This is a genomic window from Micromonospora sp. DT62 (genome assembly GCF_049847285.1).
In the GTDB taxonomy this organism is placed as follows: domain Bacteria; phylum Actinomycetota; class Actinomycetes; order Mycobacteriales; family Micromonosporaceae; genus Micromonospora; species Micromonospora reichwaldensis.
In genome coordinates, this window is sequence record NZ_JBNCOB010000003.1 from 387,365 (window position 1) to 411,015 (window position 23,651).

Sequence of the window (23,651 nt, forward strand, 5' to 3'; positions counted from 1 at the left end):
TGGCCGGGCGGGCACGGTCCGGAGCGACCGCCCGTTTCAGGCACGTCACCAGGGACGCGGGCGGACGTTACCGGCGGGTTCGGCTTGCGGCGATCAAATTGATCAACTTAAACTTCGCTGATCAAGTTGCCAGGCGGCTTGGGGGCAGCATGAGGTACCGCATCCTGGGCCCACTGAAAGTCGTCGATGGCCAGGGCCAGCCCTGTCTACTCGACCGGCGCCAGAGCCGGATCCTCGCCGTCCTGCTGTTGTCGCCCAACCGGATGGTCAGCCGCGACCACCTCGTCGACGCGGTGTGGGACAACTCGCCACCCGCCACCGCCACCCGGCAGCTCCAGAACTGCGTCTCGCAATTGCGTCAACGCCTCGCGGGCAACCGGGACAAGCACCCGATCGTCCCCGAAGCAGCCGGCTACCGCATCCGGCTGGAGGCCGGGCAACTCGACGCGCAGGTGTTCGAGACCAGCGTCGCTGTCGCCACCGACCAGGCCACGGCGGGCCGGGTCGCCGCAGCCGCGTCGGGTCTGCGTGACGCCCTGGCGCTCTGGCGCGGCCCCGCCCTGGCGGGCATCAAGGGCCGCGCCATCGAGGCCGGCAGCAACCGCCTCGACGAACAGCGGCTGGCCGCGCTCGAGACCTGCCTCGAACTCGAACTCGCCCAGGGCCGGCAGAACGAGATCATCGGAGAGCTGATGCATCTCGTGGCGGCCAATCCGCTGCGGGAACGTATGGTCGGGCTGCTCATGCTGGCACTGCACACCTCCGGCCGGCGAAGCGAGGCGCTCCAGGCCTACGACCGGCTCCGCCACCACCTCGGCGAGGAACTGGGACTCGACCCCGGCACCACCCTGCAGGAACTGCACGCCAGCATCCTGCGCAACTCGACCCCCGCCAGCCCGGCCGCCGCACCCCGCAGGACCGCCCCCCGGCAGCTTCCCGTGCCGGCCCGGCACTTCGTCGGCCGCGAACCGATCCTCCGCGAACTCGACACCCTCGCCGAGCAGGCCGACGCCCAGGGCGGTGCCATCGCCGTCCTGCACGGCACTGGCGGCATCGGCAAGACCGCGCTCGCTGTTCGCTGGGCGCACCGCGCCGCCACGCTCTTCCCGGACGGCCAGTTGTTCGTCAACCTGCGCGGCTTCGATCCGCACCGGCATCCACTACCCGCGGCCACCGCGCTGCGCTCGCTGCTCGGTGCCCTCGGCGTCACCGCTGACCAGATCCCCGCCGACGTGGAGGAACGGGCCAGCCTCTACCGGAGCCTGCTCGCCGAGCGCCGGATGCTCATCGTGCTGGACAACGCCCGGAGCGCCGACCAGATCCGGCCGTTGCTGCCCGGCGGCAGCGGCTGCATGGTCGTCGCCACCAGCCGCAACGAACTCACCAGTCTGGTCGCCGTCGAGGGCGCCCGCCCGTTCACCCTCGACCTGCTGTCCGTCGAAGAATCACGGCAACTGCTCACCGGCCGGCTCGGCGCGGAACGGCTGACGACCGATCCACAGGCGGTCAGCGAACTGATCGCCTGCTGCGCCCGGCTGCCCCTGGCGCTGACCATCATCGCGGCCCGGGCCGCCGCGCATCCGACCTTCCCGCTGTCCACCTTCTCCGGCGAGCTGACCGGCACGCAACGTCGACTCGACGCCGTCGACGGCGGGGACCAGTTCACCCAGATGCGCTCGGTCCTCTCCTGGTCCTACCAACGCCTGTCCGCCCCCGTCGCCCAGATGTTCCGGCTGCTGGGCCTGCACGGCGGCACCGACATCACCGTGACGGCCGCCGCGCACCTGGCGGGCCGGCCCACCGTCCACACCCGGCAACTCCTCGCCGACCTCGCCCGGTCCCACATGGTCAACGAACACACCATGGGCCGCTACGCCATGCACGACCTGCTCAGCGCCTATGCGGGCGAGCTGGTGTCCACGCACGAGAGCGAAGCCGAACGGCAACGGGCGATCCGCCAACTACTCACCTACTACCTGTACGCGGCGGCGTCCGCGGACGTACTCGTCACCCCGCACCGACGACGCACTCCCCTGCCCGAACCGGTGTCACCCCTGGACGAACTGCCCCGCTTCGCGGGACACCTGGAAGCCCTCGGCTGGCTGGAGACCGAACGGAACAACCTCACCGCAGCCGTACGCCTCGCGCACGACTCCGGCGAGCACGCCACCGGCTGGCGGCTGGCGAACCTCCTCTGGGGGCTGTTCCATCTGGGAAAATACTGGGACGACTGGATCGCCACCTGTCGCGTCGGCCTGGCCTGTGCTCAGGCATGCGAGGACACCTCGGCCGAGTTCACCATGCACAGCAGTCTCGGCACGGCCTATCGGGAGCTGGGCCGATTCGCCGAGGCCCGGCGGTGCCACCACTCGGCACTGCGGATCAGCCGGCGCACGGCGGACCGCTGGGCCGAGGCCCAGGCGCTGAACGGCCTGGGCGCCGTCTACGGGGAGATGCGCCGGAGCCGTCTCGCCCGACAGTTCCTGCGGCGGTCGCTGCAGATCCGCCGGGAGATCGGCGACCGCTGGGGCGAGGCGATCACCGTGTGCAACCTCGGTGAGGAGGACCTCGTCAACGGCGACCTCGACTCGGCCCGACACCACTTCACCGTCGCCCTGACGATCCGTCGCGACATCGGCGACCGCTGGGGCGAGGCCACGGCGCTCAGCTGCCTGGGCCAGGCATTCGTCGCCGGCAAGCAGTACCGCGAGGCGCTCACGCACCTCAGTGACGCGCTCACCATGCACCGCGAGATGAACGACCTCGCCATGCAGGCGAGCGATTTGCACCATCTCGGCCGTACCGAACGCGAACTCGGTCACGGCGAGCGCGGCGAGCAGCACCTGCGGGAGGCACGGGCCATCTACCAGCGCCTCGGGATGGCGCCTCCCACCTGACCCAGCCCGTCCCGGGAACCGGGCACCGGGCACCGGGTTGGACGAGCCCAGCGCAGGCGGGGGACGAGGGCGGCGGCGTCTCCTAGCTCAGAGGGCAGCCATGGGGCTTCGAGATCATCATGCGGCCGCAGACCGACCAGGGAGCACGCCGATCCACAACGGCACGGTCATGATCTCCGGCATCGGCTGGTTGTGCCCCCACCAGCCCTCTTCACCGAAGGCTTCGCCGTGGTCCGCGCACACGACCACCAGAGCCGGGCGGGGCAGAGCCGAGAACAGCCGCGCCAGCTTCCCATCCACCGCTTCGGCCGCCGCCCGCTGGGCGTCCCACAGCGCTGCCATGTCCGCCAGGGCCTCCGGCTCGTCGGGCACCACGGCGCCGCCGTTCCAGTGGCTACTCCAGGCTCGGACGATGCGCTGCGTCTTGACGTCGGCGAGAGCATCCCCTCGGGTGTAGGGAGCATGGGTCTCCGCTGCATTGACGAAGAGGAAGCCCTTCGACGCCCGGTCGAGCTCCCCCACGAGCTCGTCGACATGGTCCAGCGCGAAATCACCGATCTTCCGCTCGGCGAACTTGTCGACACCATCGTCGCGGGGGCCCCAGTACCGGAAGGAGTCGAAGAGCGTCGGGAAGTGACCGGAGCTGAACCACCGAACTCCGCCCGCACCGATGGCCCGGTAGCCAGCCGCGCGGAACCCGGTCACGATGTCGTCGCCCTGCAGCATCAGGTCGGCTCGCGGCACGGCCTGCTTGCGGGCACGGCCTAGCCGCCACAGCTGACGGCGTTCCCGTGAGTAGAAGTCCCACTGAGGTTCCTCGGTCACGTTGGGCAGGAAGCCGCCAAAGATCGCCGCGTGCGCGGGGAGCGTGAACGACCCGTACGTGCTCGCCCGGCGCATCGGACCCAGGGCGGTGAGCGTGGGCAGAACCGCCGCAGCGGCGACGTCGGCGCGGAGGCTGTCGAGCGTGATGAGAACGACGTCGTGACTATCCAGGCTGGCGATCGCACATGCCAGGGCGGACAGCCGTGCCTCCTCCTCGGTTCCGGGGGTCATCCGGAAACCTCGTTCAGCAGCATGGCCTGCTCCTTGGCCGCGACCTGATCGATGGCGCCCACGCTGACCCGGATGTACCGCGGGCCGTCGGGCTGGTTGAGATGGTCACTGCCGTACGACCGGGTGCTCGTCCAGGGCCAGCCGAAACCAGCCTGGAGCCGTACCGGATGGGCCCCGCCCGCGGTCGCCGCGATCCAGCGATCCACCACGGCGGCGCAGTCGGTGCCCGGATCACGTGCCCGGAGGAAGACCAGGCTGCCGGTGCCCAGCATCGCGGGCAGCCCGGCCCGGCGGATCAACTCCGCGTCCGGCGACAGCAGCGACCAGCGGCTCTTGTCGACGTGATCGGCGAAGGTCCCACCGGTTTCGACGTGGTGCCGGACCCGACGCCCGGCGAGGCGGATATCGGTCGGGCTGAGATATGCCAGCGCGGAACCCTGCAGCAGTTGCCCGGTGCGGCGGGCGAAGACCCGGACGGCCTCCACCATGTCGCGGTCGCCGTAGACGACCCCTCCCGAGACCAGCCCGGAGAGGTACTTCGCCAGGCTCTCCACCACGAGCAGCGGGCGACCGCTGATCCACGTCCGCACCTGCTCGAACGGGAAGGCGTGGCTCCACATCGAGTTGTCGACCACGAAGCGGCCGAGCCCTTCGCCCAGCGTGGCGGGCTCGTTGACATCCAGGGTCGGGCAGTTCGTGATCGGCTCCAGGAAGCCGACCCCCTCCAGAGAGGGATCGACGGCCTGCCCCAGCGGCACGTTCGTGACCAGGTCATGGGTCTCGAAGTAACGCCTGGCGGGCAGTTGGAGCCGCCGCCGGCCATGGTCCGTCGCGCAGACGGCCGCGCAGTAGACGGCCGCCATGCCGCTGTTGACCAGGACCGCGTCGGCGGAGCCGTAGGCCTGTGCCAGGAGGCGTTCCAGGAGGCGTCGGCGGCCGTGGTCGTAGGTGTCCCAGAAGGTCCCCGTGGACTCGCCACGCTCCTGCGCCGCGATATCGGCCCAGAAGGCGCCCATCGTGGGGTACTGGTCCGCCACCAGGCACTGCCGCGACACGACGGCGGCGATCTCCCGTACCGCGTCGTCGTACCGCTCGAAGTCCGCGACGACCGGAGCGTTCAAGCGGCCGGAGGCCGCCACGGCGTCAAGCATGGCGACCGCCCGGGCCGCTTCCGCCTCCACCGCGTCGGCCCGGAGGCCGGCGACCCGGTCGGCGAACCAGCCCGAGGTCACCGGCACGCCTCCCGGTCGACGTCGACCACGAAGATCTCGTACGGGAACGGCATGCCGGTGACCGCGTTCAGCCGTCCGGCGAAGCTGACCGAGCCGTAGCGGCCGAGGAAGTCCAGCCAGCCCTGCACCGTACGGTGCTCGCCGGGACAGTCCACGGCGAAGTCGTTCAGGCTGATGTTGAAGAAGGCGTCCATGAAGTCGTGAAAATCCTTGGACACTCCCTCGTCGACGCAGTTCTCGATGACGACCAGGCGGTCCGGGCGCTGGGTACGCAGGGCCCGTTCCACCAGCGACTCGGGATCCGGTTCGTGGTGCAGCACCGTGGAGAAGAGGATCGTCTGGTAACTGCCGGCGGGCACCGACCACAAGTCGTGCAACGGCCGGGTGACGATCGCCGGCACCTCGGGATATGCCGAAGGCCGCTCGTACGCGTCGATCTCTGCCGCCGTCGCCAGCTCAGCGGTCAGAGTGCCGCTGCCACTGAGTACGTCGGCCACCCGGCCGGTGAACAACGGGAGCACCCGGGGCGCGATCGAGCGGGGGCGGCCCCGGTCGAGCGCCTCGTTCCAGGCCGCGCCGATTCCCGTGGCGGACAGCCAGCTCTTGACCTCGCCGCTGGCGAAGCCCTTGGTGAGCAGCAGGTCCACGAGTTGAACCGCGAGATCGCGCGACTCGCGGCCCCGGCCGCAGTCACGCTCGAAGACTGCCGCGATGGCTCGTTCGGCCTCCGCGCTCGAAGGCAGCCGGGGTTCCTGCCTCAGTACTGCCGTCACTGGGTTCCCCCATTGTCAGTCGTCAAAGAAGGCCATCAGTGTGCTGAGCAAGTGGATCTCGGTGTTGTTCAGATAGAGCCCGTGGCGTGCGAGATCCGCGACAATGTGGTCCGCCCACTCGAGGTCGTAGTCGGGCAGGGAGAGCAGTGCCGACACCGCGCCGGCGTACGTGGGGTTCACCAGTTCGCCCAGGGGGTCGTCCGCACTCGAGAGCTGATCGATGAGGTCACCGAAGCGTTTGCGCTCGTCACCCGGGCAATCGCAGACGTCGGCGGCGAGCCACCCCGTCAGCCGCTGCCGCACGTCCGCCAGAAGTTCCAGGCGCTCGGGCTGCCTCGGCACCCCATCCGCCAGGGTCAGCGCCACGCATCTCAGCAGCGCCTGCGGCACGACGGCGTAGCGGCTCGTCGCCAGGGTCAGCGGCGGCACGGTGCGGCACTGCTGCACGATCTCCCAGGCTTCGTCCGGCGCGTACCGGCGCAGGTTGTCGGCGGTTGCCGTGGCGGGAGGATCGGCGAAGAAGCGATCCGCCGTCATCGCGGCGTCTTCCGCGTCGTCCGGCGTGTGTACGAGCGACAGGCAGCGGTCGGCGAAGCGGGAAGCAGCCCGCAGCGACCCCGGACGTTGCTGCAGGTACGCGCTGGGGCCCTTGACGTCGTGCAGTCGCCGGGTCAGGCTCCCGTGTCCCTCTCCGCGGAGCAAGACCACCAGGCTGCTGTCGAGCTCGAAGAGGCGCCGGGTGAGCAGGCCGCCGAACTGCCTGCCCTTGACCGAGCTCTTCGACCGTGGACGGCCCCGGTAGAACGCCACGGCGTCCGCGGCGTCGAGACGCACGGACCGGACCCGCACCGGCCGCGCGCCGAGCCCGGTGAGGATGCGTCCGATCCCCGGTACGCCGCCGCTGAGCAGCGCATCCGGCAAGACGACGACAACGGCGAGATCGCCGGGCCACTCATCACCGCGCGACAACGGATGCCTGCTCGCTCTGTGCTTCACGCGCCAGCATCGTCCGCCGGGCCTTGATCGGCGGCCCTGGGATCGCCGGCCGGAAGGTGTCGTGCTCGACGGACGCCACGAAGTCGTGCATCGCCTTGATCACAATGTCGTACTCGTCAGCGCCGACGCTCTCCACCACCGCCGACTGGTAGGAGCGGACGAACTCACGGGCTTCTGGTGAGTAGTCGAGGCCGAACTTGCCAGCCGCACCGATCACGGCGAAGTCCTCGGGCGACTCCGACAGCGCCACCCGTGTCGAGTAGTCACAGGCGTGGGTCCAGACCGACTGGCTCCACGGCAGGACCTGCTGGTTGGCGAACATGGCCCGTACCTCGACGCCGTGCATCTGCAGCGCCCCGAGTTGCTCCCGGATAGCGCCGAATTTGTCGTCGAGCAGCCCTTCGCGGGCGATGTGGGTGTCGACCGAGTACTCGAGCATGGAGTGCGCCCAGCCCCGCCGGCTGTCGTTCGGCTCGGGCGTGTCGGTCAGGCCACGCACGTACGCCTCGGCGTAGAACTGCTCGTACCGCCGGGCGATGACACCCATCTTGAGGTACGCCCAACCGCGCCGCTGGGCAGGTTCGCGGAGGTTGTCGCCGAAGTGGATCCACCAGTCGCCGGCGATGTGCGACCGGATCAGCCGGCTGTCCGTGTCGCCGTCCTGTTCCCAGGCGTGGGTGTAGGCGAACGCGTGGGTGTCGGCGAAGTCCGGCAGCATCAGCGCACGCACACCCGCCTCCGCCGCGTAGTCGTGATCCATCGACGACATGGCCCGCGTCAGCAGCAGGTGGCCGAGGATGTACATCTAGCCGAGCCTCCCGACCGTCTCTGCGCGCATGCCCGCCACACGGACCGCGTTGCTCGCGTCCATGAGTCCCGCGGCGATGAGCCGCTCGTCACTCGCCTTGCGCAGCCGGGCCGCCATGTCGCGATCCGGCGCTGCGAGAGCCTCGTCCTCCGGGCGGAACTCCGCCCAGTCCTGGTAGTGCCAGGAGAACGTCGAGACCGGCAGCTCGGGCAGCGACGAGGGCACCTCGCGGCCGAAGTTGCCCGCGATCCGCACGGTCACCCCACGGCGAGCGCCGGTCAGGCAGATGTGTCGCACCGCGTCCAGCACCACCGGATGGTGGTAGTCGTACAGTCCGGTGCCACGGCCGGCACCGAGCAGCAGCCCGGTGAGGTCGTTCATGCCGACGACGAGGTAGCTGACGCCGGCGTCGATGATCTGCTCCAACCGGGAGACGGCGCTGGGAATCTCGATCATCGCGCCGAACGGACCGGCACAACCCTGCGCTCGCAGCGCGCCGATCCAACTGGCGACCTCACGCTCGTCCCGGACGAACGGGGCCACCAGGCCGAGGTCGGGGAGGTCGGACGCCAGTGCCGCCAGGACGCGGATCTCGTCGTCGAGGTCGGAGTGGGGGCCCGCGTTCCGGCGCAGCGCACGGCGGCCGATGATGGGGTTGTCCTCACGCGCGGCCGGGGTTTCCGGCGCGTCCGCCAGCACCGCGACGTCCCGCGCCTCGAGGTCGCAGAAGCGATACCAGAGCGGACGTCCGTCCAACCGCGCGTGCAGTTCGGACACGTGGTCGGCGACGGCACGGCGCGTGGCATCGGCGGCCCAGGAAAGGCCGACGTTCCGGATCAGGTATTCCGATCGGAGCAGCCCGACGCCGCCCGTACGGCCAAGGAACTCTTTGGTCGGCAGCTCGCCACTCAACGTCACGGAGGGAGGGGATTCGCTCTCTTCCGGCACCGGCACTGCACCTCCTCATGGCGAAACGGCCCGGGTGGAGTGCGGCCGACTCGTCGTCCACACTCCACCCGGCATCAAACGAGATCAGGCGTGCGCGCGGAGGACCGCCTTGCGGTCGACGACCTTGACGGTCGACTTGGTGTAGGACTTCATTTTTGCACCCCCTTTCGGCTGCCTGGAACGCTACACATCCGCGCATCGATCTGCATACCCCTGTTCCGCAATTATCGACGGCAACTTTCGTCGCCTTTCCGGTGCATGACAATGGGTGGTCACCCCATCCGGGGGACCACGGCGGAACGCCTATTGGAGGGATGTCCGATTGGGGCGATTCAAGTCACCTACCCATTTCGAGCACCTCTCCGAAATAGCGTGACCGTGTGCGGACCGCCAACGCGACGACCGGCCCCACCGCAGCCGCCGTCGCCACGAACAAGACGGCGAGCAGTATCCAACCGGTGCCCTGCAGGCCGGACACCAATGCCAGAGCCGTGACGGGCGTCAGCGCCCTGCCGATCTGTGACGCCGTCGAGAAGAGACCCAGGTACTGACCGTGAACATGATCCGGGGACAGCCCGGTGGCCGCTCCCCAGGCGCCGCCGGCGAGGGACATCTCCGCGATGACATGGGTGAGCGCGCCGGCCAGGAGCAGCACGTACCCCCACCTCGCGCCGGAACTCCCGGCCGCTCCGAACAGCAGACAGGTCGCGCTGAGGGACACGGCGCACATGCTCAGCGCGCGTCTGGCTCCTCGCACCGTGTCACCGAGACGGGCGAAGCGCGTCTGCAGCAGCACGACGCAGACCGTGTTGACGATCACCAGCACGGAGAAGAAGGACTGCTCGATCGACGTATGGGACACGATCCAGACCGGCAGCACCACGAACATCACCCCCTCATTCATCGCCAGGACGCCGTTGAGCAGCACCAATGCGAGCACCGGCAGATCGCGGTGGCCGACTGCAGCTGGCTTCGAGTGGTCGACGGCGACCGGAACCGGCCGGGGAAAGCGCAAGCAGACCAGGGCACCACCGCACTGGGCCAGACCGGCGGCGAGCAGGCCGACCGCGAAAGTCATGCGGTCAGGATGAAGTAGGACCAACGCCCCCAGCCCGGCACCCACGGTCAGGCCGACATTGTTCGTCGCGCGCATGAGACCACGCGCGCCCGCCCGCGTCGACTTGGGCAGCACCTGGCTGACGAGAGCCCCCCGCGCCGAGGTGGACGCCGCTTCCATGACCGCGACGGCACAGGCCACGACGATGAAGGTGACCGTCGTGGTGGCCAGGATGTAGGAGGCGGTCGCCACACCCTGGGCGATGCCGGCGGCCACCGTGGCCGTCCGGGCGCCGAACCGGTCCGCGAGCACTCCGGTGGGGTACGAGGCCAGCATGGCGAGCACCGCAGCCAGCGTCAGACCGGCGCCGAGTTCGACCATCGGGATGTCGGCGACCGTGACGAAATAGATGGTCGCCACGGAGAGCACCAGGCCGGTGCCGATCGTTCGGACGAGGTTGCTCGCACAGAGGCGGCGGACGTCGGGATCGCGCAGGAGCTGTGCTGTCGTGTAACGCTCGGTCATTCGGCGGCCAATCTTTCCTGAAACCGGTCGACATCCACCGCGCGGAGTTCGGCCAGATATCTGATACACGCCAGGGAATCGCGGGCTACCCGGGTACCAACCGACCGGTCGCCGAAGTCGTGCACGAAGTCCCTGGCCACCGCCGCATCCATTCCGGCGCGCACGAGAAGGTGTTCCTCCAGTGCCTTGTCACGTCCCAGGAAGGCCACGACCATGTCCGGGACGAGTGCCGCCAGGGTGCTCCTCTCACTCGGAACGAGCGAACGCCAGAAGTGCGGCAGAAAAGCGCGGAAATAGGCGTGGTGCCGCCGTTCGTCCTCGCAGTGGTCCGCGACCGCCTCGCGTACGTATCCGGGCAACCGGCCGTCCCGTGGCATCGACATGAGACGCGTCGAGATCAGGGTTTCACTGACGTATGTGACGAGCAGATCGAACGCGGGGCGCAGGGCCGGGGCGAGGGAATCGCGGAGGCGGTCCCTGGTGCGTTGGAACTCGTACGTCGCGGGCAGACTCGGGGCGACCGAGGTCTGGGCGTGGATCCTCCTCACCAGATCGGCCGTGAACTGGCCGTGCCACGCCTCGTCTGTCGTGATGGCCATCGCGTCCCGGCGCATCGCCTCCGGCAGCTCCACGCCCGAGCGGTCGACCCCGATGAGCGCTGTCACGGGAAGCACGATCAGCGCTTCCAGTTGCACGGTGAAGTCGAGGTACGCCTGCATGTTGAGTACCAGGTAACGACGCCAGGCCTCGGGCGTGAGCATGCCGCGCAGCTCTTCGTGACCGGTGATCTGCTCGGGCGGATAGAACGTCGCCGTCTCATCGGTGGTGGGCCGGAGCGGCTTGACCCGTACGCTTGCGCGACTGTCCCAGTTCTCGAACGCACTGCGATAGGGAGCGGAGGTCACCGCTCCCCCCTCGCCTGGACGAAGCCGGTCGCCACCAGGTCGTCGACCACCTCGGCCACGTCCGCGGCCACATCCGAGCCAGCCACGTCGTACTCGTCCGCCACCGCCTCGATCAGGGTTTCAACGGTCGCGCGGTACCCGAGCCGGTGCCAGATGAACTCGGCGACGCCCTCCAGGACGATGTCCTGATCGTCGAGGGCCAGGTACAGGAGCCCGCCGACCCGACGCACGCGGGCCCGGAGATCTCGCTGATACGTCGTCATCGTCACAGCTCGATCGAGGCGGCGATCGTCTGGCACGTGATCAACACCCGCTCGACCCAGGCCTGCGGATCGTCGTGGTAGTCGCGCATCGTCTCCACTGCCCAGTAGTCGTCGACTGTGAACTGCGAGGGCCGGACGTGCTCGATCCGCCGCACCCGCCACTTGCTGGAGAAGCTGAACTCGCCGGCGGTGGCGAGGACCGCGTCCACCGCGAAGCCGTACGCGCGCGAGGCAGCGAGTGTGGCGCTCCGGATGTCGTCGGCCTCCCACTGACCCACGGCGTCGTCGATCGCGTTGTCTGCCAACCGCAGGCACCGTGCCGCCATGATCTGCCGGGCGGCCGATTCGCGCAGCCGGCGTTGCCAGGACGCCACCTCCGGCTCACCACTGATCGCCCTGCCGTGCCACAACCGGCCGAGAAAGTCGACCTCCGCGTTACTCAGTTCTCCGGCCGCCACGCCGCCGTGCAGGCGCTCAAGTGCCATCGCCGCTACCAGGCACTCCACCTGGGTCGCGGACCAGATCTGCGTGTCGACCACACCGTCCGCGGTGACGACCGGCAACCGGTAGGCCCAGCCGGGTGCCTCTCCGCAGGGGACGCGACGGACGTCGGGTGCATGCGGTTCGTGAACGGTGGGAAGGATGGCGTACCAGTCGCGGTCGCTGTGCTTGTTGGCCCATCCCCGCACCGTGGAGCCGCCCTCGAACACAGTCGGGTCCCCGGGCAGGTGGTCATTGAAGAGCGACAGCCGCTGCACCAGATCGGTGTTCATGCCGCGACCGCCACGGTACGCAGCAGACCGGCCCCGAGCATCTCGTCGATCTGCCCCTCGACGTCCTCCCGTGGCGCCGGCCCGCAACTGTCGATCAACTCGCCGATACCCGTGGGGGTGACCGCTTTCTGCAGAGCCTCGACGATCCACCCTTGTCCGGGCTCGACGGCGTACTCGATCTCGCCATCGACGATGACGAGCGTCAGTCCCGCGTCGTCGACCGCGAAGTCGATGCCGGACGCCGTCTCGACGTGGATGTCCGTGCCACCGAGCAGTTCCGTGAAGATCGTGTGCCGCGCGCGGCCCACATCGCCCGTGGCCAGCTTCGGTTCGTCCGCCGGGTAGTCCAGCGGCTCGAGCCGGTAGTCGGAGAAGCCGCTGGAGACGATCTCGTCGAGCAGACCCATGTTGACCACGCGCAGCAGGACGTCGACATCGACGGTACGGTCACCGGCTGCGGCGCGGTCGAGCGCCGAGAAGACGCTGTCCGAATCCAGGTGTTCCTTGCCTCCGGTGCTGTCGAGCGCCCGCTCCAGCAACGCGCCTCCGTCGGCGCTGAGCATGGCGATGGTCTGCCGGCGGACAAGTTCCTCGCCCGTACCGCGGTAGAACGAGATCTTGGGACGATCGGCCAGCCCGGCGGGCAGGACGTCGCGGAACGCCAGCCGCGCGATCGCCTTGTCCCACAGCAGGTCGGCGTGCCGGGCGGCGGGGATCGCGCCGGTCAGCTCGACGATCCGGTGGTCGAGGAAGGGGACGCGCGCCTCCACCCCGTGCATCGCGGCCATCCGGTCCTCGTGCCAGTTGTTGTACTGCTGGATGTCCTCGTACTTGGTGCGCACGAAGTCGGCATAGTTCTCCTCAGCCGTACCGCGACTGACCGAGCGCAGGTATGAGCCTGTCCCGGCATCCCAGGCGCGCAACCGTCCGTCGCGCAGCAGCCGCGTCGACTTGGCCATCTGCTGCAGCGCCTGCTGGAACGCAGGCCAACCGCCGTCGCCCGCGAAGGCCGTCGTGTATCCACCGTTGAACTCGTCGGCGGCCTGGCCGAGAAGCATCGCCTTCAACGCCGGGTTCGTGCGCCTGGCCTCGACGTACAGGTGGTTCTTGTACCACTGCTCTGCGCTGCAGAACGGCGTCTCCGTTCCCGCGAGCAGTTGCAGCCACTCGGCCGGGGTGGCATGCCGGGCCGGCGGCAGCATCACCATCCTGAGATCCATGCCGATGTACTCGGCGACTCGCTGAGCTGCCTCGGCGTCTCCGTTGAGCAACGTGCCGGGCGTCACCGCGGCGAAGCCGGTGACGGCCTTGCCGGCCCGCGCCGCGAGTACGGCCACCGCCGCCGAGTCGAGGCCACCGCTCAGCAGAAGGCCGACGTCGGCGTCGGCCGTGGCGCACTCCTCCACCGAGGTCGCGACCAGGCGGCGGTATTCCGCGACGAAATCGAGGTCCGGATCGGTCGCCGGTCCCGTGCCCGCGAAGTTGGGCAGTTGCCAGTACCGGTGCGCCGTCATCGTCGCACTGGCCAGGTCAAAGACCTCGATGGTCGCTGCCGGCGTGGCGTGCACGCCGGTCACGAACGAGTCGAGTGCGCTGCGGTCGAACGACGGCTCCGCGGTCAGCAGCCGCTTGTGCAGGGCAGCCTCCCAGTCGAAGCGCATCGGCACGCAGCCCGAGCGGCCGAGGGCCTTGAGCTCCGAGGCGAAGACCAGGCGGCCGTCCTGTACGGCGTGGTAGATCGGCTTGATCCCGAAGCGGTCCCGCGCGAAGATCACCCGCCCGCTGCGCCGATCGTGCACGACCAGGGCGAACATCCCCCGGACGTCATCGAGAAAGGCCAGGCCCTTGCGCTCGTAGAGGTGTAGGAGAACCTCGCAGTCGGACTTGGTACGGAGGCGGACGTCCGGCATCGACGCCTCGAGCTCCCGATGGTTGTAGACCTCACCGTTGGCCATGAGCACGACCTGGCCGTCTGCCGAGGTGAACGGCTGATCGCCGTCCTGGGGTGCCACCAGTGCGAGCCGGGTGAATCCAAGGATCGCCGCGTCATCCTGCACCATGCCCCGACCGTCGGGACCGCGGCGGGTGAGCGAAGCCAGCATGGAGTTCACCGCCGCGACGTCGGCCGGGTTGCACCGGTCCACGGTCGACCCCACAACCGCCACTCCAGCTAGACCGCACATGAAGAGCTCTGCCTTTCGCCGTCGGGACCGGTCTTCTGAGCGTCGATCGCCGCACGCGTGCGCCGCTTGACGTCGGCGAGGTGCTGCAGGTCCGGAAGGTGCGCGTAGTCGTCCCCGAGCAGCCGGGGCAGATCGGCGTAGTGCACGACGCAGCTCTCGGCGCCGGCCTTGGCCGCCGCTTCCACCAGAGGTGGGGTCAGATATCCGGCGACGTGCATCTCGCAGCGGTAGCCGTCGCAGACGTCCCGGATGAGATTCAGCGCCCGGACCATCCCGGGGCCCAGCTCGGTGGTGCCGCCGGGCACCCGCGCCCGGGCCGCCAGCAGGCTGCCGAGGTCGTTGGTACCGACGACGAAGTGCTCGGCACCGGCCGTGGCGAGCGTCTCGGCGTCGAGCACGGCGGCGGGCGTCTCCAGCATCGTCCCCACCCGACAATCGCCGACCTCATCGAGCACCCTGTCGCGGAACCAGCGGAACTCGTCGGCCGAAGTGACGAAGGGGGCGATGACCGTGAGGCCGTCGTGCCTCCGGTGGATCTCCCGCAGCACGGCCAGCTCGGCCGACAGGCTGGCGGGATGACGCATGTGTCGGCGGATGCCGCGTAGCCCCATCAGCTGGTTGTCCTCGTGGAGGATCTCTTCGGCCCCTGCCAGGACGTTCGCCTCGGCGACCGTCACCTCCATCGTCCGGTAGACCACCCGGCGGGGCGCCAATCCGAACAGAAGGTCCAGATAGGCGAACAACCCCTCTTGGGCGGCTGATGCGGTGGGATACAGCTGCAGATCCCGGAATATGTATTCGCCGCGCACCAGACCGATTTCCACAAAATCGGCCAGAAGCTCGACGGTCGGCCTTTCTCCGGAAAGTGCAAGCGAAATGTTATCGAACAAGTCTTCCCCGATGGCGTAGCAGAACTCCCTTAATGCAACCACATCCAATTGATCCTTGTGGCGGACGTGAACGTACCGCAGCACTCTCGGGCCAGCAACCCCCGACTTCGCTACGTAAGGGAGTGCGTCGATCTCCGTGTTTGCGCCCGCGGGGCGTTCGTGATGAGGCGGCTGCAGTGGCGAGGAGCGGACCAGCGTGAATCGCCAGGGCCCATCGAGGATGCGTAAGCACGCGGACACCCTCTGTCAAATCTTGCTGATGCGAAACTGCCGCTCTACCGTGTCGTTGCCGAACGGGGACCCCGGATCCACCACGAAGCGCAGGTGGTCGCCGCCTCCCGGCGTACCCCGCCGAGGCCGCCGGTGTCGACGCGGTCGCGCATCCGCCGTGCGAGCGCCGTCATCTCCGGCCGGTCTTCGACGTCTCGTGCTGGTGGCACCTGACCGCGACCAGGGCAGCCTGGCGGAACAGGCCAGTCTGTTTGGCCGGTACCTGAGCCTCGACCCCGGCCCGGCGGTCGGCACGGGCGGTATCGGCCGGGTCTTGGGCGGCCAGCAGACGCTGACCGGCCGCACCCCACCGGGTCGTCCACCCCGCCCGGAGCCGCAACCCGGCGTTGTACCGCCCCAGCTCAACGATCCAGGCCTCCAACCGGGCGAGCCGCTCGAACAGTTCCACCACCAACGCCGACCAGGCACCCCACCATGATCCAGATCGAACAGCACAGGCCAAGGCAATCTGTCGACGGTCACCTGGCCAGCCGCGCGGGCTCTTCGAGATTGGTGGGGGTCGTGGCGTCTCTGCGATCATCCTGAGTGGATGTTTGAGGTGAGGACGCCCACAGCTCGGGATGATCATGCTTTTGTCGACGCGGGATGCTCACAGTAAAAGAGCTGAGTGCCTTGGCCGGGCGGATCGACGCCAGACGTCGTCGTCAACTCGCTGCGCCGGCCAGCGTGATTACCCGAGGATACGAAGTCAGGCGCCTGCCGCCACGAATATTCCGTCGGAAAGAACCGGGACGCCGGGGCACTGATCAATCTCGGCGGCAATTTCCAGATCTTCCGCAAAGCCTTTCTCAATGAGTTCCCGGCCGCTTGCACAAGACCGCAGCACGGCTGGCACGTCCTTCTCGACTGCGGTATAGGCGGCCGCCGCAACCTCCGCTTCCGGCGAGGCGTCCACGAGCCCGGCGGCCTGAAGTGACCGAATGATGGCCCCGGCACCCCACAAATCCTCGACCGCTGGCCGCAGACTGCCGTCGCTCCATCTCTCACCCGCGGCGATGACCGCCACCGTACGACCGCGCGACGCATCGGAATGCGCGATCCAACGCGCGACCGCGGAGAAATTGCGTAATGCCGCACCGACGACCACCGTCCCGCGTGCGCCGGTCAGCAGGGAGATGGTGGACCCGTTCGGCGAGGGCAGCAGAATGCGCGGCACGGACGCGTTCGCACGGATGGTCGCCGGCGACAGGCTGATCTCTCCCGGCCCGGCTGCCAAGCGGCCGACCGCGAGTACGGCTTGCCGCTCGGCGGCATGACGCGCAGCGCTCCCGTCATTCCAGCGATACGGCAGAACCTCCATACCGGCCTCGATAGCGACGCTCAAGGTGGTCGTGAACGAGAGCACGTCGACGACCACCACCACGTCGGCGTCCTCTCCGGTCGCCTGAGCACCGGAGAGACCCCAATCGAAACGAAGGCGATACGGGCGTTGCGTGTGCGCAGGATGCATGATCACATGATGCCTCAAGAGGCATCTGATCCGTGTAGTGGTTGATTCACGTCCGGTTGTGGCGATGGCGGGTTGCTTCGTTGATCGCGTCGTGGGTGTGAGGTGCATTCGCTGCGGGAGATCGTCATGGCGATCCGGTACGTGGCCAGGACGGGGACCGCCTCCGAAGTGGTCCCCGGCCAAGGCCGGTCTTCAGCTCGCGGTAGTCGTGTTCGATCCGGCAGCGGATCTTGCCGGAGCGGACCCGCTCGATGAGTTCATGCGCGGCGACGACACCCCTCGACGGGCACGATCCGACCATCCCGCCGTCCGGGGCGCCAGGGTCAGGCGTCTACGCACCTCCGGCAGGCTGTCGAGGCGCACCTCGTACAGCCGCCCCTCGGCGTGCGCCGGCGTCTGATCCCCGTAATGGGGCGAGAGGGGATTGCCCGAGCTGCCGTGGCGGAGCACGTCGCGGATGCGGGTGCTGCCGGAGGGGCCGAACTCGACGACGAAGCGCCACGGCGCACCCTCGACCACCTGGCCGTCGCGGTCGGGATACATCAGGCAGACGCTCTGCCCGCCGCCGCCCACCGGGGTCGGGGGCGATCCGTACAGCGAACGCAGCGTGTCCGACACCGCGGCCAGGGGATGCTGGTCCGCGATCCGGTTCAACCTGCCGTAGCGCCAGCCGGCGGGGTCGTCGCCGAACCTGTCGGCGAGTCGACGCGCCGCCTCGGTGAGGGCGTCGGCGACGACGACCGGCAGTTCCTCCGTCTCGCCGAGCCGCCGGCGGGCGTCCGCGTCCATGACCAGGTGATCCACCTGGAGGGTGGTGTCGGTCATGGCGTCGGCGACGGCCGCACCGAGCCGGCTGGTGATCCAGCGCTCGGTCAACACCCGGGCCAGCGCCCCGAAGACCAGAGGTGCGGCCTGATCGACGTCGTCCCTGCCGTCCCAGGTGGCCAGCGACTGATGGCCGAACACGGCCAGCGGCGACTCCGGTGGATGCTCGTCGAGCGCCTTCAGCAGGGTGGGCAGGATGCGCTGTGCCCGGCCGTTGCGCAGGTCCATCTGCCACGCGCCGAAGTCGCCCGGGAGGGCCGTCGGCATCGCCGTCAGCAGTTCCTCGATCCGGTCGGCCCGGTACGGTCCGCCCCAGTCGCTGCCCAGGTGCGGGGCGACCCCGTCGGGCAGGATCTGGTGGTTGGCGCTGACCACGAAGCCCGCTGGCGGATCGACGACCTCCGGTAGCTCGTCGAACCCGAGCGTGCTGCTCCAGCGAGCGGCCACCTCGGCCGCGCCGGCCGGGGCGAGGCCCTCCCGACGGTCCCGGCGGGGCACGATTCCGGCCGCCCGCAGCGCGACCGTGCCGTCCCGGGTCGCGACGACGAGGTTGAGCACGGGCACACCGAAACCCCGCAGGGTTTCGCGGAACGCCGGGTAGTCGCGCGCCCGCCACATCCGCTGGCAGCTCTCGGCCTCGGTGGACGGGTGCAGACCACTCCAGTACAGGGCCACCGGCTCCACTTCCGCACCGCCTGGACCCGGCAGGTCGACGTATCCCGTCCCGCCCGAGGCACGCACGGGAATCTCGGTCCCGCCGCGCACCCGGACGACGCCGCTCTGTGACCACCGTGGCTCTCCCGTCGGGTCCGGCCGTTCCCCCACGGCCAGGTCCTGGGTGTCGATGGTGGAGTTGGTCACCCCCCACGCGAGATCCGGGTTGGCGCCGATCACCAGTCCGGGCACGCCCGGCACCGTCACCCCGTACGCGCGTTCGCCGTCGAGGTCCAGTCCCAGCTGGTACCAGAGGCTCGGCTGGGTGAACAGGATGTGCGGGTCGTTGGCCAGCGCGGCGAAGCCGGTGGCGGACCTGGCCGGGGACACCGCCCACGCGTTCGAACCGCTCCCCTGCCGGCCCGCGAAGAGGTCGCCGAGGTGGGCGGCGCCGACCGCGGAGAGCAGCGCGGTGTCGCCGCGTCGTGCCGCCGGCCCCGCCGGGGCGTCGGCCCTGATGGTGATGCTGCCGCCGGGCGGGTACTTCGGCGCCAGGAAGCTGCGGACGAGGTCCGGTCGCTCCGCCAGCAGCCGGCTACGGAAGACCTCCTGCTGCAGGTTGCGGCCCAGGTGGAAACCGAGCTGCTTGACGATGACCAGCGAGTCGCCGACCGACCACGGGCCGGGCCGGTACCTCAGGAGGTGGAATTCGGGCGGGAGCTGCCCGCGGCGCCGCATCCGGCGTACCGCGGTGTCGACCCCGTGGGCGAAGGCCGCGAGGTTGGCGCGGGCAGGCGGTGAGAGCAGGGCCTCGCTCTGGCGGGCGGCCCGCTCGAAGGCGAGGGTACGGGCGAGGACGTCCGAACCGGCGGCACGAGCGCCGAACACCTCCGCCAGTCGCCCGGCCGCCCGCCGGCGCAGGACGTCCATCTGCCACAGCCGGTCGTACGCCATGGCGACCCCGACGCCCACGTAGAGATCGCGCTCGTCGCCCGCACGGATCCACGGGATGCCGCGTTCGTCGCGGTCGATGTCGACGGTCCCGTGCAGGGCCGCCATGGAAAGCACCCGGGTTCTCCGGAGCGCACGACTGCTCGGCCAGGCGGCCAGGCGCAGGAGGCCCGCCGCGGCTCTCATGACGCCTTTTCGGTCTCCGCCTCCGGGAGGGAGTCATGGCGGCTCAGGTCGGGGATGCGCCGGCCGACCAGCAGGTAGAGCACGACGCTCACCAACGCCAGGGAGCCGATGGCGAGGAACATGACCGGCCCGCCGAAGGACGCGAGGACGAGACTGCCGAGGAACGGTCCGGTGAAGCCGCCGACCTGCGCGAAGGTCTGTGCGCCGAAGTAGGCCCCGCGCCGTTCCTCGGGCGCGATGCGGTCGACGAGCGCGAACTCCGACGGCACGATCAGGGTCTCGGCCACGGTGAACACCACCATCGCCACGATGTAGTGCCACATCTGCTCGGAGATCGCGAAGCCGGCCATCCCGACGAAGGTGAGGATCCCACCGAGGGTGATGGCGTTCAGCGGGTTGTAGCGCTGCACGTAGCCGGCGGCGAAGAGCTGGAGAACGATCACCGCCACCGCGTTGGTGGTCATGACCGCGGCGAGCACCCGGGCGCTCTCGGCGAAGTCGATGACGAAGTTCTGGGCGAGCAGCACCGAGATCCTGCTGTGCACCGTCTCCAACAGGATCGCGCCGATGAGCAGGAGGAGCAGGCGGCGGTCCGACATCACCGCCCGGGCCGACTCGCCCAGTCCCCGGACGATGGCGCCCGTGCTGCGGCCGAGCGTCGTCAGCCCGCTGTCTCTCATGGACGGTCGGGGCAGTTGCCGCGTGGCCGCCCAGAGGACGGCGAGGTAGACCAGGTACACGACGGCGGCGGCGGGGAAGGAGATCCGGGCGCCGGTGAACCCGAGGGCCAGGCCGATCAGCGGGCCGACGGCGTAGCCGGCGTTGATCGCGAGGTACTGGTAGGAGAACCACTTCACCCGCAGCGCGACGGGAAGCAGGTCGCTGATGAGGACCTTCGCGACCGGGCTGAAGGCACTGGTGGCGAACGCCATGGACGCGTTGAAGACGAACGCCGTCACGGCGTCGCGGGCGAAGTAGAACCCGACGAAGCTGCCGATCACCACCAGCAGGCAGGAGAGCAGGACCCGGCGGCGTCCCACGATGTCGGAGAGCGCGCCGCCGAGGAACCCGCCGGAGATGCCGAACAGGACGGAGGAGCCGATGACCAGGCCGACCGTCGAGACGGACAGGCCGAGTTCGTTGCGGAGGTAGATGGCGAGGAAGGGAATCGTCACGCCGTTGGCCAGGCTCATCACGCCGGAACCGCCGACGAGGATCCGGGCCAGTCGCGGTGGGCGGAACGCTGCGCTCGCAGCCGGTTCCCGGGTCAACTCGGGTTTCCTTCCGTCTTGTCCTGCTGGCGCTGGAATTCGGTCATTGCCTCGGCGACGGTAGCCGTTCCGGGGTCACGCAACATGCCCTCGTGGCTGGTGGCCACCACCGTCCGGGTCAGGTTCGGCAGCACCAGGTGCCAGCCCCCGGTGTGCCCGTCGTCGTCGGTGGACCTCTCCAGGCCCGCCACCAGCAGCAGTGCGGGCACGGCCAGTGCAGGCGCCGGCTCTGCCATGATCCGTCCCATCGTCCGGTAGTCCTCGAAGGCGTGGGCGAGCCCGCCGATCGTGGCAGCCAGTGCGGGTGCCGCGGTGGAGGCGGCCCACCGCAGCAGTTCCGTGTCGGCCAACCCGGCGGCGGACTGCGGGGAGAGCTCGCGCCACCGGCGGGTGTGCTCGGGAAACGCGAGGGCCACGTCGGAGAGGAAGGCGACCAGCTGGGTCCGGTCATCCTCGGAGAGGCGCTGGTGGAGACAGCGCGGGCTCGGCGCGTCGAGCAGGGTGATGCTCCGCACCTGGCGGCCGGCGGCCCGCATCGCGTGGGCGAGGTGCAGCGCTATCGCCCCACCCAGGGAATGTCCGACGAGATGGATCCCGGGATCGGCGACGGGCAGCAGCTCGGTCAGGCACGCCTGCGCGGCGGCGGCGGAGGAGGGCGTGCCGTCCTGGGCCCGGAGGAGGTCCCGGGTGTGCAGGGCGTAGAACGGGCGGCCCCGGACGTGCGTCGACAGCCGCGCCATCGAGGCTGCGATCCCGAAGACGCCGGGCAGCGCCACCACGGGCGCCCGGCCCGCCGCGGAGTCTCCGAGCGGCAACAGGTCGACCGGGCGGCGGGACGCCGCACCCGGTCCGGCCGGCCGGGCCCGGCGGACCGCGCCCGCCACCGCTCGTACCGTCGGCGCCCTCAGGAAGTCGCGCAGCGGGACGACGACACCGAACTGCCGGCGTACGGCGGCCAGCAGGCGGGTCGCCAGCAGGGAGTTCCCGCCCTGCCGGAAGAAGTCGGTGTCCGGGTCGACCTCGGTGCCGGGCAGCAGTTCGGCCAGGATCGCCAGCAGGGACCGCGTGACGTCGTCGACGCCCGCGGGCACGTGTGGCGTCAGGACAGGACCTGGGTCGGGCAGGGCTGCCCGGTCGAGTTTGCCGTTGGCGGTTCGCGGCAGCGTGTCGACGAAAATGAACGCGGACGGAACGGCGTACCCCGGAAGTCGACCCTCCATCCAGGAGCGTAGCTCTGCCGGGCCGGCGTCACCGTCACCGACGACGTACGCCACCAGCCGCGTTCCCGTGCCGGGTGCGGTGTGCGGCACCACCGCGGCCTGCCGCACACCGGGCCGGGCGAGCAGGGCGGCGTGCACCTCCCCCAGCTCCAGGCGGTAGCCGCGGATCTTGACCTGGTCGTCGTTGCGCCCGTGGTACTCGTACTCGCCGGAGGGCGTCCGCCGGGCGAGGTCCCCGGAGCGGTATCCCCGCACGGGCCGGCCCTGCGCGTCGGTGACGGTGACGAACCGCTGCGCGGTGAGTTCCGGCTGCCCCAGGTAGCCGAGGGCCACGCCCGCGCCCGTGACGACGATCTGCCCGACCTCACCGTCGGCGACCGGCCGGTCGTCCTCGTCCCACAGCACGAAGTCGAGGTCGGGAAGTGGCGCGCCGATCAGGCTGGTCGTGCTGGCGAGGTCGGAGGCGAGGATCCGGCGGTACGACGCGTGGACGGTGGTCTCGGTGATCCCGTACATGTTGACCAGTTCGGGCGCGGCGTCGCCGTACTTGGCGACCCATGACCGCAGATCTGCGAACCGGAGCGCCTCACCGCCGAAGACCACCCACCGCAGCGGCAGCCGGTCGTCGTACTCGTCCTCCTGGGCCGCCAGCGAACTGAAGGCGGTGGGCGTCTGGCTGAGCATCGTGACCCGCTCCGCCCGCAGCAGGCGCCGCAGGGCGACCGGGTCCCGCATGACCTCGCCCTCGACGACGACCACACACCCGCCGGTGAGCAGCGCCCCCCACATCTCCCACACGGAGAAGTCGAAGGCGAACGAGTGCGCCATGGTCCACACGTCTGCGGGCCCGAACCCGAACAGTGGCTGCGTGGTGCCGATCAGGCGCAGGACGTTGGCGTGGGAGACCTCGATTCCCTTGGGACGGCCGGTCGTGCCCGAGGTGTGGATGACGTACGCCCGGTCGGTGGGCGCGATCGGGCGGCCCGGCGCGGCGGGCGGGTCCGGCTGCTCCTCGCCGCCGTCCGGCGCGTCGAGCAGGAGAGCCGCGACCGTCGCGGGCAGGGAGCCGGCCAGCGTACCCGTGGTGATCACCAGGGACGGCGCCGCGTCACCGACGATCGTGCCGGTGCGGGCGGCGGGCGCCTCCGGGTCGAGCGGCAGGTACGCGGCACCCGTGCGGAGCACCGCCAGCGCCGCCACGATCATCCGCGCCGAGCGCGGCAGCAGCACGCCGACGGGCCGGTCGGGCGGCGCGACCGGCGCGATCCGGCCGGCCAGGGCCCGGGAGGCGGTGGCCAGCTCCCGGTACGTCAGGGCCTGCCGGTCGCAGCGGACGGCGACCCGGTCGGGGTGCCGGTCGGCGACCTCGTCGAAGGCGGCGACCAGGTTGTCGGCGGTGACCGGTGCGGTGGCGGCCGGGCCGACCTCCGGTGTGGACACGTCGCGGCGTCCGGCGAGCCGCCGACGCAGCCGTTGCGCGCAATCGGTCGACGTCAT

17 protein-coding genes and 1 pseudogene are annotated in these 23,651 nt (G+C 69.9%); 1 reads left to right on the plus strand and 17 read right to left on the minus strand.

The window, feature by feature from the left end; translation table 11 throughout:
• Nucleotides 1–149 precede the first annotated feature (149 nt).
• Entirely contained in the window at nucleotides 150–2,897 is a 2,748-nt protein-coding gene (locus ACPXCB_RS07270; RefSeq protein ID WP_425873340.1) for an AfsR/SARP family transcriptional regulator, read from the plus strand.
• A gap of 117 nt (nucleotides 2,898–3,014) precedes the next feature.
• Here the strand turns inward: ACPXCB_RS07270 and ACPXCB_RS07275 are convergent, their stop codons facing one another.
• The 17 genes and pseudogenes from ACPXCB_RS07275 to ACPXCB_RS07355 all read right to left on the minus strand — a co-directional run bounded on the left by ACPXCB_RS07275 (nucleotide 3,015) and on the right by ACPXCB_RS07355 (nucleotide 23,651).
• A complete protein-coding gene (locus tag ACPXCB_RS07275) occupies nucleotides 3,015–3,953 on the minus strand; it encodes a sulfatase-like hydrolase/transferase (protein ID WP_425873342.1) in 939 nt (312 codons plus the stop codon).
• Nucleotides 3,950–5,185 carry a hypothetical protein gene (locus ACPXCB_RS07280; RefSeq protein WP_425873344.1) on the minus strand — a complete coding sequence of 412 codons (1,236 nt, stop codon included), beginning with the start codon at nucleotides 5,183–5,185 and terminating at the stop codon, nucleotides 3,950–3,952. Before ACPXCB_RS07280 ends, ACPXCB_RS07275 begins: the two co-directional genes overlap by 4 nt.
• Complete coding sequence (locus tag ACPXCB_RS07285; RefSeq protein ID WP_425873346.1) at nucleotides 5,182–5,832, minus strand: methyltransferase domain-containing protein; 651 nt, start codon at nucleotides 5,830–5,832, stop codon at nucleotides 5,182–5,184. The genes ACPXCB_RS07280 and ACPXCB_RS07285 overlap by 4 nt, the downstream gene beginning before the upstream one ends.
• A gap of 141 nt (nucleotides 5,833–5,973) precedes the next feature.
• Nucleotides 5,974–6,954 (minus strand): hypothetical protein, encoded by a 981-nt coding sequence (locus tag ACPXCB_RS07290; RefSeq protein ID WP_425873348.1) that lies wholly within the window; start codon nucleotides 6,952–6,954, stop codon nucleotides 5,974–5,976.
• Nucleotides 6,914–7,759, minus strand: a complete 846-nt coding sequence (locus ACPXCB_RS07295) for a hypothetical protein (protein WP_425873350.1) — start codon at nucleotides 7,757–7,759, stop codon at nucleotides 6,914–6,916. Before ACPXCB_RS07295 ends, ACPXCB_RS07290 begins: the two co-directional genes overlap by 41 nt.
• A complete protein-coding gene (locus ACPXCB_RS07300) occupies nucleotides 7,760–8,710 on the minus strand; it encodes a putative PEP-binding protein (protein WP_425873352.1) in 951 nt (316 codons plus the stop codon).
• Between the two features lie 337 nt (nucleotides 8,711–9,047).
• Nucleotides 9,048–10,292, minus strand: coding sequence for an MFS transporter (locus tag ACPXCB_RS07305; RefSeq protein ID WP_425873354.1), 1,245 nt, complete (start codon nucleotides 10,290–10,292; stop codon nucleotides 9,048–9,050).
• Complete coding sequence (locus tag ACPXCB_RS07310) at nucleotides 10,289–11,197, minus strand: diiron oxygenase (protein ID WP_425873356.1); 909 nt, start codon at nucleotides 11,195–11,197, stop codon at nucleotides 10,289–10,291. Before ACPXCB_RS07310 ends, ACPXCB_RS07305 begins: the two co-directional genes overlap by 4 nt.
• Nucleotides 11,194–11,460, minus strand: coding sequence for a PqqD family protein (locus ACPXCB_RS07315; RefSeq protein WP_425873358.1), 267 nt, complete (start codon nucleotides 11,458–11,460; stop codon nucleotides 11,194–11,196). Before ACPXCB_RS07315 ends, ACPXCB_RS07310 begins: the two co-directional genes overlap by 4 nt.
• A 2-nt stretch (nucleotides 11,461–11,462) precedes the next feature.
• Nucleotides 11,463–12,218, minus strand: a complete 756-nt coding sequence (locus ACPXCB_RS07320) for a hypothetical protein (protein WP_425873360.1) — start codon at nucleotides 12,216–12,218, stop codon at nucleotides 11,463–11,465.
• Between the two features lie 11 nt (nucleotides 12,219–12,229).
• Nucleotides 12,230–14,416, minus strand: coding sequence for an asparagine synthase (glutamine-hydrolyzing) (gene asnB, locus ACPXCB_RS07325; RefSeq protein WP_425873362.1), 2,187 nt, complete (start codon nucleotides 14,414–14,416; stop codon nucleotides 12,230–12,232).
• Nucleotides 14,404–15,390, minus strand: coding sequence for a putative PEP-binding protein (locus ACPXCB_RS07330; protein WP_425873364.1), 987 nt, complete (start codon nucleotides 15,388–15,390; stop codon nucleotides 14,404–14,406). Before ACPXCB_RS07330 ends, asnB begins: the two co-directional genes overlap by 13 nt.
• 316 nt (nucleotides 15,391–15,706) lie before the next feature.
• Nucleotides 15,707–15,985: a hypothetical protein gene (locus ACPXCB_RS07335; RefSeq protein ID WP_425873366.1), complete on the minus strand. Its 279-nt coding sequence runs from the start codon at nucleotides 15,983–15,985 to the stop codon at nucleotides 15,707–15,709.
• A gap of 300 nt (nucleotides 15,986–16,285) precedes the next feature.
• On the minus strand, nucleotides 16,286–17,047 hold the full coding sequence (locus ACPXCB_RS07340) for a 2-phosphosulfolactate phosphatase (protein WP_425873368.1): 762 nt from the start codon (nucleotides 17,045–17,047) through the stop codon (nucleotides 16,286–16,288).
• Between the two features lie 363 nt (nucleotides 17,048–17,410).
• Nucleotides 17,411–19,663, minus strand: a pseudogene (locus ACPXCB_RS07345) (penicillin acylase family protein); the annotation flags it as partial.
• Nucleotides 19,660–20,934: an MFS transporter gene (locus tag ACPXCB_RS07350; protein ID WP_425873370.1), complete on the minus strand. Its 1,275-nt coding sequence runs from the start codon at nucleotides 20,932–20,934 to the stop codon at nucleotides 19,660–19,662. The gene ACPXCB_RS07350 and the pseudogene ACPXCB_RS07345, both read right to left, overlap by 4 nt.
• Nucleotides 20,931–23,651 carry an amino acid adenylation domain-containing protein gene (locus ACPXCB_RS07355; protein ID WP_425873372.1) on the minus strand — a complete coding sequence of 907 codons (2,721 nt, stop codon included), beginning with the start codon at nucleotides 23,649–23,651 and terminating at the stop codon, nucleotides 20,931–20,933. Before ACPXCB_RS07355 ends, ACPXCB_RS07350 begins: the two co-directional genes overlap by 4 nt.

Coding starts and splice junctions, on each gene's coding strand:
- ACPXCB_RS07355 (WP_425873372.1), bottom strand. CDS start 23,651: ATGACGTCGACCGATTGCGCGCAACGGCTGCGTCGGCGGCTCGCCGGA.
- ACPXCB_RS07340 (WP_425873368.1), bottom strand. CDS start 17,047: ATGCATCCTGCGCACACGCAACGCCCGTATCGCCTTCGTTTCGATTGG.
- asnB (WP_425873362.1), bottom strand. CDS start 14,416: ATGTGCGGTCTAGCTGGAGTGGCGGTTGTGGGGTCGACCGTGGACCGG.
- ACPXCB_RS07275 (WP_425873342.1), bottom strand. CDS start 3,953: ATGACCCCCGGAACCGAGGAGGAGGCACGGCTGTCCGCCCTGGCATGT.
- ACPXCB_RS07305 (WP_425873354.1), bottom strand. CDS start 10,292: ATGACCGAGCGTTACACGACAGCACAGCTCCTGCGCGATCCCGACGTC.
- ACPXCB_RS07295 (WP_425873350.1), bottom strand. CDS start 7,759: ATGTACATCCTCGGCCACCTGCTGCTGACGCGGGCCATGTCGTCGATG.
- ACPXCB_RS07315 (WP_425873358.1), bottom strand. CDS start 11,460: ATGACGACGTATCAGCGAGATCTCCGGGCCCGCGTGCGTCGGGTCGGC.
- ACPXCB_RS07270 (WP_425873340.1), top strand. CDS start 150: ATGAGGTACCGCATCCTGGGCCCACTGAAAGTCGTCGATGGCCAGGGC.